This is a genomic window from Porphyrobacter sp. TH134 (assembly GCF_002855495.1).
GTDB lineage: Bacteria > Pseudomonadota > Alphaproteobacteria > Sphingomonadales > Sphingomonadaceae > Erythrobacter.
In genome coordinates, this window is the sequence record NZ_PKRO01000015.1 from 26,676 (window position 1) to 42,634 (window position 15,959).

Sequence of the window (15,959 nt, forward strand, 5' to 3'; positions counted from 1 at the left end):
CGAGGCCGCAGGAGAGGGACGATGACGAAGCACTGGAAACCACTTGTCACGCTGGCCGCAATTGTCTGGGCGACGGCCCCGGCCCTTGCCGAAACGCTGGAAGTGACCTCGCCCGACGGCAAGATCACCGTGAAAGTCAGCGATGACGCCGGGCAAGCGACTTATACAGTCAGCTTCGAAGGCGAGCAGGTGATCGCGCCCTCCAAGCTCGGCATGCTGTTTGCCGAACACCACGGCTTCGAACGCGGCCTCGCCATCGCCGGATCGGTCCGCGCCAGCAAGGACACTACGTGGGAACAGCCGTGGGGCGAGCGCCGTCTGGTGCGTGATCAGCACAATGAACTCGCCGTTACCTTCAAGCCTGCCGATGGCCCCGATCGGCAGATGACCGTCCGCTTCCGCGCCTTCGATACCGGCATCGGCTTCCGCTACGAACTCCCCGAACAGGCGGCCCTGCAAGGCGATATCGCCATCGTCGAAGAACTGACCCAGTTCGGCGTCGGCGACAAAACGACGATGTGGTACACGCCGTCCGACGAATACAACCGCAACGAATATATCTACCGGGTCGCCCCCGCAGGCGAGGTTGATGACGCGCACACACCGTCCACCTTCCGCACCACCACCGGCATCCACTTCGCGATCCACGAGGCGGCATTGGTCGACTATTCCTCGATGTCGCTGGATCAGCTGCGCCCCGGCAATTTCCAGGCGAACCTCAGGAATTGGTCGGGCGGGCCGAAGGTCAAGACCAAGGCGCCGTTCACATCCCCGTGGCGCACCATCCAGATTGCGCGGCAAGCGGTGGGGCTGATCAATTCCGACATCATCCTCAACCTCAATGAACCCAACGCGCTGGGCGATGTCTCCTACGCCAAGCCCGGCAAATATGTCGGCATCTGGTGGGCGATGCACATCAATGACCGCACCTGGGCGAGCGACAAATATCACGGTGCGACCACCGCTGAGACCAAGCGCTATATCGACTTTGCCGCCAAACACGGCTTTTCCGGCGTGCTGGTGGAAGGTTGGAACAAGGGCTGGGATGGCGACTGGTTCAACAATGGCGACGTCTTCAGCTTCACCGAGCCCTATCCCGATTACGATATCGCGGGCCTGAGCAAATATGCCGCCGCCAAAGGCGTCCAGCTCATCGTCCATCACGAGACTTCGGCCAACCTCACCAATTACGAAAAGCAGCTTGAAGCGGGCCTCGATCTGGTGCGCAAGATCGGCTCGCACTATGTGAAGTCGGGCTATGTCTCCGACGCGGGCGATGCTGTGTGGGTCGATGACAAGGGCATCCGCCACTACGAATATTACGACAGCCAGCGCATGATCGACCACCACATGACGGTGATCAAGGCCGCGGCCGAGCGTAGAATCGCGATGGACACGCACGAGCCGGTCAAGGACACGGGCCTGCGCCGCACCTATCCCAACTGGATGACCCGCGAAGGCGCGCGCGGGATGGAGTTCAACGCCTGGGGCACGCCGCCCAATCCGCCGAGCCACGAGCCGATGCTGGCCTTCACCGCGCTGCTAGCGGGGCCATTCGACTACACGCCGGGCATCTTTGACCTCAGGCCCAACGAACGCCCGCCGGTGCGCCCCGACATGCCGCGCGGCGACCCCAAGAACCGTCCGCAGACGACTCTGGCCAAGCAGCTTGCGACCTATGTGACAATCTACTCGCCGCTCCAGATGGCCGCTGACCTGCCCGAGAATTACGAAGCCCGGCCCGAAGCCTTCCAGTTCATCAAGGATGTGGAGGCCGATTGGGAGGAGTCGATCGCGCTGGCCGGTGAGGTTGGCCAATATGTCGCCTTCGCGCGGCAGGGGCGCAAATCGAAGGAGTGGTTCCTCGGCGCGGTGACCGACCACGAGCCGCGCGATCTGTCACTGCCGCTCGGCTTTCTTGAAAAGGGCCGCAAGTACCGCGCGCAGATCTACCGCGACGGACCGCACGCGCATTGGGACTACAACCCCTACGACATCGTGATCGAGGAGAAGGTGGTCACCGGCGGTGATATGTTTGCCGTTCGGCTGGCGGCATCAGGCGGGGTGGCGGTGCGCTTCATTCCGGTGAACTGACCGCAAGGACGCAAAAAGGGCGGGCATCGCCTGATACCCGCCCCCCTGGTTCTTCCCGTCCAAGGGAAAACTGTGTTGCCCGATTCCGTTAGGCGGCTGTTGCCATTCTTGCAAGTTCGCAATGCGACCAAATTTCGGATAAAGCGCGCGTGAGCCGGTCAATATCACCATCGGTGTGCACGGGCGAGGGCGTGACGCGCAGGCGCTCGGTCCCAACCGGAACGGTGGGGTAGTTGATCGGCTGCACATAGATGCCGTGGTTGTCCATCAGCCAGTCGCTGATCATCTTGCACTTCTTGGCGTCGCCCACCATCACCGGGATGATGTGGCTCGGGTTGTCGAGGTGCGGGATGCCCATGATGTCGAGCGCCCGTCGCACCTGCGCGACGCGCTTCTGCTGAAGCTCACGCTCGGCGCTGCTGTTCTTGAGGTGGCGGATGCTGGCCGCCGCGCCTGCCGCGATGGCAGGGGGCAGGGCAGTCGAGAAGATGAAGCCGCTCGCAAAGCTGCGCACGAAATCGACAAGGTTGGCCGATGCCGCGATATAACCGCCCATCACGCCGAACGCCTTGCCCAGCGTGCCTTCGATCACGGTGATGCGGTCCATCAGCCCTTCACGCTCGGCGATCCCGCCGCCGCGCGGGCCGTAGAGTCCGACCGCGTGGACTTCGTCAATATAGCTCATCGCGCCATGCTTTTCGCACACGTCGAGGATGTCGGCGATGGGGGCGATGTCGCCGTCCATCGAATAGACGCTTTCAAAGGCGACCAGCTTGGGCACTTCGGGGCCATACATCGAGAGGAGTTCGTCGAGATGCTCCGCATCATTGTGGCGCCACACCTTGTAAGGCGCGCGGCTGTGGCGGATGCCTTCGATCATTGAGGCGTGGTTGAGCGCATCGGAGAACACGACACACCCCGGGATTTTCGACGCCAGCGTGCCAAGGCCCGCCCAGTTCGACACATATCCGCTGGTGAACAGCAGGGCGCTTTCCTTGTTGTGGAGGTCGGCCAGTTCGGCTTCCAGCAAAACGTGGTGATGGTTGGTGCCCGAGATATTGCGCGTGCCGCCAGCACCTGCACCGCATTCGTCGAGGCATTCGTGCATCGCATCAAGCACCGTGGGATGCTGGCCCATGCCGAGATAATCATTCGAACACCACACGGTCACCGCCTGGGTTTCACCTTCGACAAAGCGTGTCGCGTGCGGAAAGCGGCCCCGGTGGCGCTTGATGTCGGTGAACACCCGGTAACGGCCATCGGCGCGCACGGCATCCAGTTCGCCGGCGAAAAAGGCTTCGAAGTTCATCGGGGTTCCCTCTGTCGTCATTATCTTGCTTTCAATCTTGGTGGGTCTGCGCCGCAGCCTTCCGCTGCGGGTAGGCCCAGCCCCACAGCATTCCGTCACGGAATGGCAGGGCAAGGAAAAGGTGCTCAAGCACGCCGAGCAGGGCGAGCGTGGTCAATAGGCTTGCGCCGACCATTTCGGCGCTGCCGACCGGCGCTGCCAGCGCCATCGCGGCAAACCAGGTGGTCATTCCGGCCAGCCCGATGATCGAGACGGCCAGCAGCAGGGTCGTGCGGTTCGGGCCGAAATAGGACTTCAGATAGGCCAGCTGTTCCGGCAGCATTTCCGAGGTCGAATTCGGCACGCCCACGAACAGGTTGATCTTCGAGATCAGCCGCATCGCGAACATCAGGACGAACACGGTCGCCCCGATCTGGTTGGGCACGTCCCACGACAGCGAAATCAGCAGCAGCGCGGTCAGCGCCAGTGCGACCTCGTGGTGCATCACCGTGGCTGCTGCCTGACGGAAGCGGGCGATGCCGGTCAGTCCGGGTTCGGCCAATCCGCGCCGCGGCCCCGCCGATGCTCCGGTGAGGAAGCTGAGTTCGTGCCAACCCCACACCATCAGCGCGCCGATGAAGGCAAGATAAACCGCCCAGACCGCGGCCGAAAGCGAGGCAACCAGGATCACCACCAGGCCTGCGATCCCGGCAACGCTGCCGATCATCAGGCTGGTGGAGAAGGTCGCGCGCTCACGGTTGTCCGCCCAGGCAATCAGCCCGGTCGCGACAAACCAGATCGCCACCGTCACGATGAACGGTACAATATGACCGCTCCAGCTTACCACGCGGGCTGAAGCCGGATCGACTGCGGCAGCGCATTGGACTTGGGCTTCTGGAAATACATCCGGGCAAAGGCGACGCCAGCGCCGGCCATCCCCGATGCGCGTTGCATCAGGCCGCCAATGCCGCCGCGGGCCTTGCCTTCCTCGATTCGTTCAGCCGCGAGGCGCAGCTTTTCCATCTGGCGGCGGAAGCCGGGCGCATCAATGTCGAGTTCGACCGGGAAGACCTGGCGGCTGATCTGATTGCAGATCTCGAACACCTTGTAATCATACTCGGTCGGATCGACACCCAGCGCTGCGTGGAACGCCGGGCGGTTGTGGTCGCGCACATACATCGTCGCATAGACCGACAGCAGGAAGAAGCGCACCCACAGCTTGTTCGTGCCTTCCAGCAGCTTGGGATCGGCGCGCAGCAGCATGGCAAAGGCCTCGCCGTGGCGGAACTCGTCGTTGCACCATTCTTCGAACCAGTCGAAGATCGGGTGGAACTTGTATTGCGGATTGCGGGCGAGGTGCCGGAAGATCGTGATGTAGCGCGCATAGCCGATCTTCTCCGACAGATAGACCGCGTAGAAGATGAATTTCGGTTTGAAATACGTGTATTTCTTGGTCTTCGTCAGATAGCCCAGATCGACCCCGATGCCGGCATCCTTGAGGCTTTCGTTGATGAAACCGGCATGGCGGCTTTCATCGCGGGCGAGCAGCCGGAACAGCTGCTTCACGTCCGGGTTCTTGGTGCGCCGCGCTATTTCGGCATAGAGGACGCAGCCCGAAAATTCGCTGGTCATCGAACTGACCATGAAATCGGTAAACTCGCGGCGCAATTCAGGCTCAAGCCCTTCGATCACGCCCTTGAAGCTGTCGTTGTGCTTGAAATGCAGCTTGTTGGGATCGCCCACCATGTCCGCAATCAATTGGTCCCATTCGCGCCGCACAAGGCTGACATCGATCGCGTCCAGCGCGTCGTAATCGGTGGTGTAGAAGCGCGGGGTCAGCATCGTGTCCTGCGTCGCGATTGCCATCGCTTCCTCGCTGGTCATCGGCTTGTAGGCGTTCATTTGATCCTCCCGGCGTTGAAACTGACTTCGTAGAGTTCGGCCAGATCGAAATAGGCCGCCAACCGGGTCAGGGCGCGGGCCAGCGGGCTGGCGCGGGTCACCGTGGCGCGGCGTTCGAACACCTGACGGGTGCCGAACGGAATCTGGATCGGCGCGCCGTGGACGCGGACCTTGTCGCCAGGCTCCATCGCGATTTCGCCGCCGAGTTCGACATGGGCGTGGAAATGTTCGGAGCTCTGCTCGACCGTGATCGTGCAGGGCGTCTCGAAAGAATGCGAGGTCAGCAGCGCGAGAGCCATCAGCGCGTCTCCGCCTTGGGGGGCAGGAGGTTGTTATAGATTGCACGGTTGTCCGGTCCGAAGGAACTGACCTCGACGCTGCGGCCGGTGACGGGATCGCTGAGGGTCAGAGTGTCGTTCTCCCAGCGGGTGAGAGTGAAGGGCACGGACGGTCCTTCGCCTCTGATGCGGCGCTGGTGGACGAGGCTGCGCACCGTTGCGCGGATAAAGCCGCCCTGGCCGGTGGTGAACCGGGCCAGCACTTCAGCGCTCGCCCCGTCTTCAACGCGCACGGTGCCGTCAGCCTCATCGAAGAACTGCAAGGTGCGTTCGGCCGCAGGCTTGATCCCGGCAGCGGCCCTGGCTTCGGCTGGCACGGACTGCCGCTCGAACAGCCCGAAGCTGACAGATGCGGTGAGCGCGAGCGAGATCGCCACAATCCCGCCCATCAGCATGATCGGCGTCTTGTGGACGGTTATCTCGTCCTTTTCGTATTCACGCACAATCATGCCGGCGCTCCTTCAAGACCATGTTCGCCGCGGTGCCGGACGGGTACGAGCCGACCGGCTGTGGTCGCAGGCTGGAGCCCGTGCTGGACGTTGGCGGGACCAGCGTCGTTGATATTGGTCAAATTCCGCTCAATCGCGCCATATTGCCCGCGGGCGGCAGCAACCATTTCAGCCACGTTTGCAGCATCGGGGATGCTGCGCAGCATCGGCTGCGGCATGGCATAATGCCAGGGGCGCACATGCGGCCACAGCAGCAGCGTGGTCAGCAGTCGTTCGCCGCTCAGTTCAAAGGCGATGTCACCATGATCCGCGCCACGCGGACGGAAATGCGCTGCGGTGACCTGTTTCAAGGGGAGATTGATCCGGGTTTCGATCGCCATGCCGATCCGCATGATCATCCGCGCATCGGTCAGAATGTAGAGCGTGCTGCGAGCGCTCAGCCAGGCAAGCAGATAAAGCAGCCCGACCAGCGCGACCCCCATCACCGCCGCAACCATCGCAGCGGTGGTGTTGCCAGCAACAAGCCCGATCAGCGCCAGCGCCGCCATATACAGGCCGAGCGTGTGGGCATGAAAGGCCGTCCGTGCCAGCAGGCCGACCGCCGGGCGCCCTTTCCAAAGCACCTTTTCGTCAGCAGCAGGCGTGCCCATCCGATCACCGAACGCTTTGGGCCCATCCTGTTCCAGCGCGGCGTGATCGATCCCTGCGGTCAGCGACGTCACCGTCGCTGCCGCATCTGTGGGCGCGTTCAGATCCATGCTTCAGACCTTTCAGGAGTGGCATACATGTAGCCGCCGCCGAAATAGGCCTGGACACGGTCTTCTTCGTAGCGGGTGATGATGCCAGGGGTTTCCAGCAGCGGTGCGGTTTCGAACTGCGCGGCAGTGATCGCGTCGATCTCGACGAACTTGGGCTTGTCTTCGATGATGGGAAGCAGCGCATCGATCAGGCTGTTGCCGTGGACCGAGGCGACCATCATCGGCGCGAGCACCTTCTTGCCGGTGGTGGTCTCGATTTCGAGGTACCGGATCAGGTGTTCTGCCTGATCGACCCAGATATCGCTGACCTTGCCTACAGTCACGCCGTCGGCGGCAACCACCGGCCAGCCGACCAGTTGCGGATCATTGGGCGAAACAATCAATTCGTGGCTGTCGGCAATCGGAACAATGCGCGGGCGGCCATCAAAGGTGAGATCGGGATACTTGGCACGATTGGCCCAGGCGGCCGGGCCCATGCCGTCAATCATCGGATCGCCGGTCGGCACCAGCGGTGCGCCGGCCGAACGGAATGCGGACACAGCCGGGACATTGATATCGTCGCGGGCCACATCTTCGGGGACATAAGTGCCGCGGCCATTGGGCAGCGGGAACACCTTCTTGTCGCCATCGAACAGGCTTCCCGGGTGGATCTTGCCGGTCAGCTCGTCCTCAAGCGGATAGCCTTCGCGGCGGCTTTCCTTGTTGAGGTAGAACACCAGCGCAATGAAGAACCCGAAAAACAGCAGGAAGGTAAGTTCGGCAACATCAAAGGTGCCGACGATATAGGCAGCGTTCATTTCACATTCCTCTCATGGAATACACCGGCTGCGGCGTCGCCGGGCGAGTGTTGGTACGGGCAGTTACGGCTAATCATGTCGGAAACTCGGTAAGACCAAAGGGTTGGCCCAGCGGACCTTTGGTATCACGCGGCATGTGGCGCTGGTGGCTCACCAGCGGACCAATCGCGGCAAGGCCGGCGAGCAGCAGCACGATTTCAAGAATATAGACTGTGCCATACCCCGATGCGCGCATCGCGATACTGGCGGCTGGTTCGCCGCTTTGCAGAAAGGCAGCGATGCCATCACGCAACAATCCACCAACCGCGATGCCGACACCGGCGCAGGTTGCCTGCACCGCGCCCCATGCCCCCAGCGCAAGGCCCGCGGTCTGATCCTTGGCAAGGCTCATCGCTTCCATCAGCGTGCCGACCGAAAACAGCCCGAGACCCAGCCCGATGGCCAGCGCACCGGCAAACAGCATCGCCGGTGCGTTGAAGCCGCCGGCAAACAGCACCAGCAAGAAGGCGTTGATGCCCACGACCAGCCCTGCGCCCGCCAGTCGCAGCGGATCCCATCCGCGTGCCAGGGCGCGGCCCGACAGGGTGAACCCCACCAGCGAGCCCAATGCCCACGCGCCGGTCAGCCCGGTGGTTGCACCGACGGAAAGGCCGAGGATTTCCCCGCCATAAGGCTCCAGCAGCGCGTCCTGCATCGCAAAACCCGCTGCGCCGATGCCGATGGCCGTCAGCAACCGGGCATTGCGGCCATCGGTGACGAAGGCCTGCCAGATCTGGCTGAAACTTGCTGTCTCCCGATCCGGTGCGGTCGCCGCCGGATTGCGGGCTTCCTGTTTCCAGAGCGCGGTCACATTGAGGATGATGGTCAGCAGCGCACAGCCCTGGATCACCTGCACCAGCTTGGTCGCAGAGTAATCATGCAAGACGCCGCCGATCACGAAGGCGGAGAACATCATGCCGACCAGCAGCATCACATACAGCAGCGCGACTGCGCGCGGGCGCTTGTCCTCGGGCGCAAGATCGGTAGCCAAAGCCAGACCGGCGGTTTGCGTGACGTGGAAGCCTGTGCCGGTTAACAGAAAAGCGATCGTCGCGGCTGCCAGGCCGATTTCGAAGCGCTCGGGAACGCCAAGCAGCAGCAAGGCAAAGGGCATGATCGCAAGGCCGCCAAACTGCATCAGCGTGCCGAACCAGATATAGGGCACCCGCCGCCAGCCGAGGACCGAACGGTGGGTATCGGACTTGTGCCCGATGAGCGCGCGGAAGGGCGCGGCAAACAGCGGCACCGCAATCAGCAGCGCGACCAGCCATGTGGGTGTGCCCAGTTCCACCACCATGACGCGGTTCAAGGTGCCGTTCAAAAGCACCATCGCCATGCCGACGCTGACCTGAAACAGCGATAGCCGCAGCAGGCGCGGCAAAGGCAGGTCCACGCTCGCCGCATCCGCGAACGGAAGCAGCCGGAAAACCAGCTGCGTCCAGTGTGGATTGGGAGGGCGGACCGGGCGGGTCATCAGCGGCGCACCAGTTCCATGGCCTGCGAGGTGTAGAACCCCGACTGGACGCGCTGCGTGCGGCCGATGCTCCAGCCCTGAAGGCGGGCCAGCCGTTCGCGCAGGTCGTCTTCGGCGGTGGGCACGATGGCGGGCGAGCGGTCGGACTTGGGGAAGAACTTGCCAACTTCGTGCATCGCGCTGAGCAGCTTTGTGCGCGGGGCAAAGGTGAAGAGGATGCTGCCGCTGGTGCGCGTGGCCAACTGGGTAAGCGCATCGACCAGATCTTCAGGCTGATAGTGGATCAGCGAATCCATCGCGACGACGTGGGCAAAGGTGCCGAGGCCCGGGTCGAGCATGTCGCCGCTGCGCCAGTCGATCCGGCCATGACCGATAAATGAAGGCGTGCGTTCGCGCGCGACTTCGACGAGGCCCGCGGCCACATCGATGCCGGTGACTTCGGCGCCCCGGCAGGCAGCAGCAACCGCCAGTGATCCGGTGCCGCAGCCAGCATCAAGCAGGCGCGTGCGCCGCAAATCGGTCGGCAGCCAATCGAGCAAGGTCGCACGCATCGCATCGCGTCCGGCGCGCACCGTGGCGCGAATGCCTGAAACCTTGGTATCCGAGGTCAGATCGATCCACGCCTGACGCGCGGTGCTGTCGAAATAGGTCGCCAGCGCCTCGCGGCGGGTGTCATATTCGGAGAAATTACGGCTCGCCATTATTCGAACCCCAGGAAGTCGAAGATGTCACGGTCCTTCATCGGCTGCGCGAGGCTGGGATCGACACCCGCCCACAGCATCGCTGCCAGGCGCAGATATTCGTCCTGCGCCGCGATCACTTCGGGATCGTCGCCCATTTCGAACAGCGTGCACTTCTTCAGGCGCGAACGGCGGATCGCATCGACATCGCGGAAGTGCGCGAGGCGGGGCATGCCGACCTTGTCGCAGAACCGGTCGATCTCGTCGGTGTCCTTGCTGCGGTTGGCGACGACGCCGGCGAGGCGGACGTCGTAATTCTTCGATTTCGCCGCGATCGCCGCGACGATGCGGTTCATCGCGAAGATGCTGTCGAAATCATTGGCCGCGACCACCAGCGCGCGCTCAGCGTGTTGCAGCGGGGCAGCAAAGCCGCCGCACACCACATCGCCCAGAACGTCAAAAATCACCACATCCGTTTCTTCGAGCAGGTGGTGCTGTTTCAGCAGCTTGACCGTCTGGCCAACCACATAGCCGCCGCAGCCCGTGCCCGCAGGCGGCCCGCCGGCTTCGACGCACATGACGCCGTTATAGCCTTCGAACATATAGTCTTCGGGCCGCAGTTCCTCGGCGTGGAACTCGACCGTTTCGAGCACGTCGATCACAGTCGGCATCAGCTTCTTGGTCAGCGTGAAAGTGCTGTCATGCTTGGGATCGCAGCCGATCTGGAGCACGCGGTGGCCGAGCTTCGAGAAGGCTGCCGAGAGGTTTGAAGACGTGGTCGATTTGCCGATCCCGCCCTTGCCATAGACCGCGAACACCTTGGCGCCCTTGATCTTGTCGGCCGGATCGAGCTGAACTTGCACCGATCCTTCGCCATCGGCTTGGCTGAATGCGGATGCTGAGCTGTGCAGGTTCATTTTGGTCTATCCCTTTTATTCATTCGCCCGCGAACACGCCTTCAAGGCGGTCCTCGAGTTCGTCGCTCGCTTCGCGCAAGGCGGCGAGGGTGGCTTCGTCCGGTGCCCACAGATTGCGGTCACAGGCTTCCAGCAGGCGGTTCGCCACACGCGCGGAGCTTTTCGGATTGAGGTCCGACAAGCGGCGGCGCATCACTTCGTCGAGCACGAATGTCTCGGAAATCTTCTGATAGACCCACGGAGCGACCTGCCCGGTGGTGGCTGACCAGCCCAGCGTGCTGGTCACATGGCCTTCGATCTGGCGAACGCCTTCGTAACCATGTTCGAGCAGGCCTTCGAACCACTTGGGGTTGAGCGTGCGGGTGCGGGTTTCGAGGTCGATCTGTTCGCCAAGCGTGCGCACCTTGGTGCTGCCGCGCGTCGCATCGAGGATATAGACCGGCGTTTCCGCCCCCTTGGCCCGCGCCACCGAGCGGGTCACGCCGCCAAGCCCGTCAACATACTGGTCGACATCATTGATGCCGAGCTCGACACTTTCGAGGTTCTGGTAAGTGAAATCGACCGTGCTGAGCGCGCTTTGCAGCAATTCGCGCTGCTGCACGGGCTTACCAGAAACCCCGTAGGCAAAGCCCTTGTTGATCTCGAAGGCATTGGCGAGTTCATCGGGATCGGCCCAGACGCCGCCTTCAATCATCTGGTTGACGTTGGCGCCATAAGCGCCCTCGGCATTGGAGAAGACGCGCAAGGCAGCGGTTTCCAGATCGCAGCCGTGCTTTTCCATCTGCGCCAGCGTGTGCTTGCGGACGAAGTTGGCTTCCGGCGTTTCGTCCTCGGCCTGGCTGGCGAGCAGGGCTGCTTCGGCGAGCATCCGGGTCTGCAGCGGCAGGAGGTCGCGGAAGATGCCCGAAAGCGTCATCACCACATCGATCCGCGGACGGCCGAGTTCGGCCAGCGGGATCAATTCCGCGCCGGCCAAGCGGCCATAGGAGTCGCGGCGGGGCCGTGCGCCCATCAGCGTCATCGCCTGCGCGATCTGGACGCCTTCGGACTTCATGTTGTCGGTGCCCCACAGCACCATGGCGATGCTTTCAGGGAATGGCTCGCCGCCGTTCACATGGCGGGCGATCAGCTGCTCGGCCTGTTCATTGCCGAGGCGGCAGGCATAGGCCGACGGCATCAGGAACGGATCGAAGCCGTGGATATTGCGGCCCGTAGGCAGCACGTCGGGGTTCACCACCACATCGCCGCCGGGAGCGGGCTGGACATAGCCGCCATCCAGCGCGTGGATCAGCGCGCCCAACTCATCGGAGGAATCAAGCTTGGCTGCCAGCACCGCGCGTTCGGGTGTCGGGCCATCAAGGCTCCCGGCTTCCATCATCGCATCGAGCATATCTTCGCGCTCGGCACCTTGCGGGTTCCGGCCGAGGATATGCAGGCCATGCGGGATCAGCGCCGCTTCCATCTCGTAGAGCCGCGCGGGCAGCTCGCCGATGTCGGCATAGGTGATGTCGAGCGCTTCGCACTGGTCGGCGACCAGTTGCGCAAGGTCAGCACGTTCGGCGGCATGGTCGGCATCGTTAATCGTCGTGCGCCAGCGTTCGACCGTCGCCTTGAGTTCGACCAGGCCCTTGTACAGTCCGGCCTGGGCAAGCGGCGGCGTGAGATAGCTCACCAGCGTCGCGCCCGACCGGCGCTTGGCCAGCATCCCTTCGGAGGGGTTGTTGGCAGCGTAGAGGTAGAAATTGGGCGTGTCGCCGATCAGACGGTCCGGCCAGCACTTGCCCGACATCCCGGCCTGCTTGCCCGGCATGAATTCGAGCGCGCCGTGCGTGCCGAAATGGAGGATGGCGTGCGCGCCGAAGTCTTCGCGGATCCAGCGGTAGAAGGCGCTGAAGGCGTGGGTGGGGCTGAAGGTGCCCTCGAACAGCAACCGCATGGGATCGCCTTCGTAGCCGAAGCCCGGTTGCACGCCGACGAAGACATTGCCGAAATGCGCGCCCTGGATGAGGATGTTGCCGCCATCGGACAATTGCTTGCCGGGTGCGGGGCCCCATGCCGCCTCGATTTCAGCGAGGTGCTTTTCGCGCCGCACATGCTCATCGGCCGGGATGCGGTGGGCGACATTCGCGTCGGTGCCGTAACGATCGGTGTTGCCCTTCAGCAGCGCGTCGCGCATCGCGTCGACGCTTTCGGGGACATCGACCGCATAGCCATCGGCGCTGAGGCGCTGGAGCGTGGCGTAGAGCGATTCGTGTACCGCCATGAAGGCCGCGGTTCCGGTGGCGCCGGCATTGGGCGGGAAGTTGAAGACCACGATGGCGAGCTTGCGGGCCGCACGCTCGCTCTTGCGCAGCTGGATCAGTTTGACCGTGCGCGCAGCCAGCGCCTCGGCGCGTTCCGGGCAGGCCTGCATCGGACGGGCCTTGTGCGAAGCGGGACGGGCGCAGTTGCGATCGCAGCCGGTGCAGCCCTTGTCCGAATTGCCTGCACGACCGCCAAACACGCTCGGCACCGTCGAACCGTCAAGCTCCGGCATGGCGACCATCATCGTGGATTCGAGCGGCAGCAAGCCCTGCGGGCGATGCGCCCAATCCTCGATTGTCTGAAACTCGATCGCGTGGGCGGCGAGGTAGGGCAAATCGAGCTTGCCCAGAACCTCGCGCGCGGCCTGCGCATCGGAATAGGCGGGCCCGCCGACGAGGCTGAAGCCGGTGAGGTTGACGATGGCGTCGACCGTGGGCTGGCCATCCGGGCCGATGAAGAAGGCTTCGATCGCAGGGCGCGCATCCAGTCCGCTGGCGAACACTGGCACGACCTTGAGCCCTGCGGCTTCGAACGCGGCAATCGCGCCGTCGTAATGCGCGCAGTCGCGGCCGAGCAGGTAGGAACGCAGCAGGATCAGACCGACCGTGCCTTGCCGGCCCTGTTCTGGCGGAAGCAGGCGCAGGCTTTCGGAAATGCGCTGCTGGGTGCGCGGGTGATAGACCCCGGTTTCGGGATATTCGAGCGGCGCTTCGGCCTTGGTGATGCCGCGGCGATACATGCGCTCTCCGGCAGCGTAGCGATCGATCAGCGCCCGCACCATGGCGACCACGTTTTCGTCCGATCCTGCCAGCCAATATTGCAGCGTCAGGAAATAGGCGCGCACGTCCTGCGCGGTGCCGGGGATGAAGCGGAGCAGCTTGGGCAGGCGCCGCAGCATCTTCATCTGCCCCGCGCCGGAATTGCCGCCCGGCTTGCCAGGCTTTCCGCGCAGCTTCTTGAGCAGCGCGAGTGGGCCCTTGGCCGGCGCGTCCATGCGGTAGGCGCCCATCTTGGTCAGTTTCACGACTTCGCCCGCCGACATCAGGCAGACCATCGCATCGCAATCTTCGCGGCGTGCTTCGAGGCTGGGCAGGATGGCGCGGATGTGATCATCAAGGAACAGCATCGTCGCGATGACAATGTCGGCTTCGGCGATGGCGGCCTTGCAATGTTCAAGCTCGCCCGCGTCGCTGCCCCATTCCGATGCTGCATGCAGGCTGAGGTCGATACCCTCTGCCGCCAGTGCTTCCTCGGCCCGGTCAACTGCGCCTTTGAGGTGATTGTCGAGCGTGACGATCACGACCCGGACGGGCGCGCGGGGGTCCAGCGTGGAAGCGGAGGCGACATTACCGTGCATAATGCGCCTTTGCGTCATAGAGGGTTTCGAGGTCGATCTGGCGGCGACCCTCGGCAGCGGCGAAGTTCTCGGTGTTGCGGCGGGCCTTGCCACGCACGAAGAAGGGTATCTTCTTCAGCTCGCGCTCGGCCTCGGCGGTCCAGAGAGATGCATCATCTTCCGGCATTACGGGCGCCGCAATGTCTTCGAGCGGGGCTTCTGATACCACCGGCACAGCCGCCTTGCGGGGGCTGTGTGCTGCGTGATGCGATGCGCCCGCTTCGTCGGAGAACTCGAAATCCTCGCGGAACATGGTGAGCAGGTGCTCTTCCAGACCCATCACCAGCGGGTGGACCCAGGTATCGAAGATCACGTTCGCGCCTTCAAAACCCATCTGAGGCGAATGGCGCGCGGGGAAATCCTGCACGTGGACCGGGGAGCTGATGACCGCGCAGGGAATGCCAAGCCGCTTGGCGATATGGCGTTCCATCTGCGTGCCCAGCACCAGTTCGGGCGCGGCGGCAGCGATAGCATCTTCGACTGCCAAGTGATCGTCAGTGATCAGCGGCTCGACCCCGCAGCGGGCGGCTTCGGCGCGGACTTCGCGGGCGAATTCGCGGGAATAGCAGCCAAGCCCGCAGACCTCGAAGCCCAGTTCTTCGCGCGCGATCCGGGCAGCGGCGACCGCGTGGGTCGCATCGCCGAAGATAAAGACGCGCTTGGAGGTCAGGTAAGTCGAATCGACCGACCGTGACCACCAGGGCATCCGGGAAGAGGTGTCGCCGAGGGCAGGCGTGGGATCTGCACCTGCCAGCTCGGCGACGTCGGCAATGAAAGAGCGAGTCGCTCCCACGCCGATAGGGATGGTCCGCACTGCGGGCTGATCGAAAGTCTTTTCGAGCCAGCGGGCGGCCTCATCTGCGATTTCAGGGTAGAGGACGATGTTGAAATCGGCTTGGCCGATCCGTGTGATGTCCTCCGGGGTGGCACCCAGCGGAGCGACGAGATTGACCTCGACACCCAGCAGGGCAAGAATCTTGCGGATCTCGACGAGATCGTCGCGGTGGCGGAAGCCCAAGGCCGTGGGGCCAAGGATATTGACGCGGGCTGCGCGGCCTTCACGCGGGGTCCGCACCACCGACTTGTCGGCAAGGGTGCGTACGATCTGGTAGAAGGTCTCCGCCGCGCCCCAGTTTTCCTTGCGCTGATAGCTCGGCAGTTCGAGCGGGATGACCGGGCAGGGCAGACCCATTGCCTCGGACAGGCCGGCCGGATCGTCCTGGATCAGTTCAGCGGTGCACGAAGCGCCGACGATGATCGCTTGCGGCTTGAACCGGGCGACCGCTTCGCGCGCGGCGTCCTGGAAGATTTGCGCCGTGTCCTTGCCCAGATCGCGGGCTTCGAAGGTGGTGTAAGTGACCGGCGGACGCTTGCCGCGCCGTTCGATCATCGTGAACAGCAAGTCCGCATAGGTATCGCCCTGCGGTGCGTGCAGCACGTAGTGGAGCTTCTCCATCGCGGTCGCTACGCGCATCGCGCCGACATGCGGGGGGCCTTCATATGTCCAGACAGCCAGTTGCATC

At 63.4% G+C, this 15,959-nt stretch carries 13 protein-coding genes; 1 reads left to right on the top strand and 12 read right to left on the bottom strand.

Annotated elements, in window-relative coordinates; all coding sequences use genetic code 11:
- Positions 1-21 precede the first annotated feature (21 nt).
- Positions 22-2,094, top strand: a complete 2,073-nt coding sequence (locus C0V72_RS08455; protein WP_101793520.1) for a glycoside hydrolase family 97 protein — start codon at positions 22-24, stop codon at positions 2,092-2,094.
- 88 nt (positions 2,095-2,182) lie between these two features.
- Here the strand turns inward: C0V72_RS08455 and hemA are convergent, their stop codons facing one another.
- The 12 genes from hemA to bchB all read right to left on the bottom strand — a co-directional run bounded on the left by hemA (position 2,183) and on the right by bchB (position 15,958).
- Entirely contained in the window at positions 2,183-3,403 is a 1,221-nt protein-coding gene (gene hemA, locus C0V72_RS08460; RefSeq protein ID WP_101793523.1) for a 5-aminolevulinate synthase, read from the bottom strand.
- 31 nt (positions 3,404-3,434) lie between these two features.
- On the bottom strand, positions 3,435-4,229 hold the full coding sequence (gene puhE, locus C0V72_RS08465) for a putative photosynthetic complex assembly protein PuhE (RefSeq protein WP_101793526.1): 795 nt from the start codon (positions 4,227-4,229) through the stop codon (positions 3,435-3,437).
- The gene (gene acsF / locus C0V72_RS08470) at positions 4,223-5,284 is read right to left on the bottom strand and encodes a magnesium-protoporphyrin IX monomethyl ester (oxidative) cyclase (RefSeq protein WP_101793529.1); all 1,062 of its coding nucleotides are present in this window, start codon (positions 5,282-5,284) and stop codon (positions 4,223-4,225) included. The genes puhE and acsF overlap by 7 nt, the downstream gene beginning before the upstream one ends.
- Positions 5,281-5,583: a hypothetical protein gene (locus C0V72_RS08475; protein ID WP_101793531.1), complete on the bottom strand. Its 303-nt coding sequence runs from the start codon at positions 5,581-5,583 to the stop codon at positions 5,281-5,283. The genes acsF and C0V72_RS08475 overlap by 4 nt, the downstream gene beginning before the upstream one ends.
- Positions 5,583-6,071, bottom strand: a complete 489-nt coding sequence (gene puhC, locus C0V72_RS08480) for a photosynthetic complex assembly protein PuhC (RefSeq protein WP_101793534.1) — start codon at positions 6,069-6,071, stop codon at positions 5,583-5,585. The genes C0V72_RS08475 and puhC overlap by 1 nt, the downstream gene beginning before the upstream one ends.
- Positions 6,068-6,829 (bottom strand): photosynthetic complex putative assembly protein PuhB, encoded by a 762-nt coding sequence (puhB, locus tag C0V72_RS08485; protein WP_101793536.1) that lies wholly within the window; start codon positions 6,827-6,829, stop codon positions 6,068-6,070. The genes puhC and puhB overlap by 4 nt, the downstream gene beginning before the upstream one ends.
- Positions 6,820-7,626 carry a photosynthetic reaction center subunit H gene (gene puhA / locus C0V72_RS08490; RefSeq protein ID WP_101793539.1) on the bottom strand — a complete coding sequence of 269 codons (807 nt, stop codon included), beginning with the start codon at positions 7,624-7,626 and terminating at the stop codon, positions 6,820-6,822. The genes puhB and puhA overlap by 10 nt, the downstream gene beginning before the upstream one ends.
- A gap of 73 nt (positions 7,627-7,699) precedes the next feature.
- Positions 7,700-9,139 carry a BCD family MFS transporter gene (locus C0V72_RS08495; RefSeq protein WP_101793542.1) on the bottom strand — a complete coding sequence of 480 codons (1,440 nt, stop codon included), beginning with the start codon at positions 9,137-9,139 and terminating at the stop codon, positions 7,700-7,702.
- On the bottom strand, positions 9,139-9,840 hold the full coding sequence (gene bchM, locus C0V72_RS08500) for a magnesium protoporphyrin IX methyltransferase (protein ID WP_101793544.1): 702 nt from the start codon (positions 9,838-9,840) through the stop codon (positions 9,139-9,141). The genes C0V72_RS08495 and bchM overlap by 1 nt, the downstream gene beginning before the upstream one ends.
- Complete coding sequence (gene bchL / locus C0V72_RS08505) at positions 9,840-10,736, bottom strand: ferredoxin:protochlorophyllide reductase (ATP-dependent) iron-sulfur ATP-binding protein (protein WP_101793547.1); 897 nt, start codon at positions 10,734-10,736, stop codon at positions 9,840-9,842. Before bchL ends, bchM begins: the two co-directional genes overlap by 1 nt.
- A gap of 19 nt (positions 10,737-10,755) precedes the next feature.
- Positions 10,756-14,397: a magnesium chelatase subunit H gene (locus tag C0V72_RS08510; protein ID WP_101793550.1), complete on the bottom strand. Its 3,642-nt coding sequence runs from the start codon at positions 14,395-14,397 to the stop codon at positions 10,756-10,758.
- The gene (gene bchB, locus C0V72_RS08515) at positions 14,387-15,958 is read right to left on the bottom strand and encodes a ferredoxin:protochlorophyllide reductase (ATP-dependent) subunit B (protein WP_101793552.1); all 1,572 of its coding nucleotides are present in this window, start codon (positions 15,956-15,958) and stop codon (positions 14,387-14,389) included. The genes C0V72_RS08510 and bchB overlap by 11 nt, the downstream gene beginning before the upstream one ends.
- Between the last annotated feature and the right edge of the window lies 1 nt (position 15,959).

Coding starts and splice junctions, on each gene's coding strand:
- bchL (WP_101793547.1), bottom strand. CDS start 10,736: ATGAACCTGCACAGCTCAGCATCCGCATTCAGCCAAGCCGATGGCGAA.
- puhA (WP_101793539.1), bottom strand. CDS start 7,626: ATGAACGCTGCCTATATCGTCGGCACCTTTGATGTTGCCGAACTTACC.
- C0V72_RS08475 (WP_101793531.1), bottom strand. CDS start 5,583: ATGGCTCTCGCGCTGCTGACCTCGCATTCTTTCGAGACGCCCTGCACG.
- hemA (WP_101793523.1), bottom strand. CDS start 3,403: ATGAACTTCGAAGCCTTTTTCGCCGGCGAACTGGATGCCGTGCGCGCC.
- puhB (WP_101793536.1), bottom strand. CDS start 6,829: ATGGATCTGAACGCGCCCACAGATGCGGCAGCGACGGTGACGTCGCTG.
- bchM (WP_101793544.1), bottom strand. CDS start 9,840: ATGGCGAGCCGTAATTTCTCCGAATATGACACCCGCCGCGAGGCGCTG.
- C0V72_RS08495 (WP_101793542.1), bottom strand. CDS start 9,139: ATGACCCGCCCGGTCCGCCCTCCCAATCCACACTGGACGCAGCTGGTT.
- C0V72_RS08510 (WP_101793550.1), bottom strand. CDS start 14,397: ATGCACGGTAATGTCGCCTCCGCTTCCACGCTGGACCCCCGCGCGCCC.
- puhC (WP_101793534.1), bottom strand. CDS start 6,071: ATGATTGTGCGTGAATACGAAAAGGACGAGATAACCGTCCACAAGACG.
- acsF (WP_101793529.1), bottom strand. CDS start 5,284: ATGAACGCCTACAAGCCGATGACCAGCGAGGAAGCGATGGCAATCGCG.
- C0V72_RS08455 (WP_101793520.1), top strand. CDS start 22: ATGACGAAGCACTGGAAACCACTTGTCACGCTGGCCGCAATTGTCTGG.
- bchB (WP_101793552.1), bottom strand. CDS start 15,958: ATGCAACTGGCTGTCTGGACATATGAAGGCCCCCCGCATGTCGGCGCG.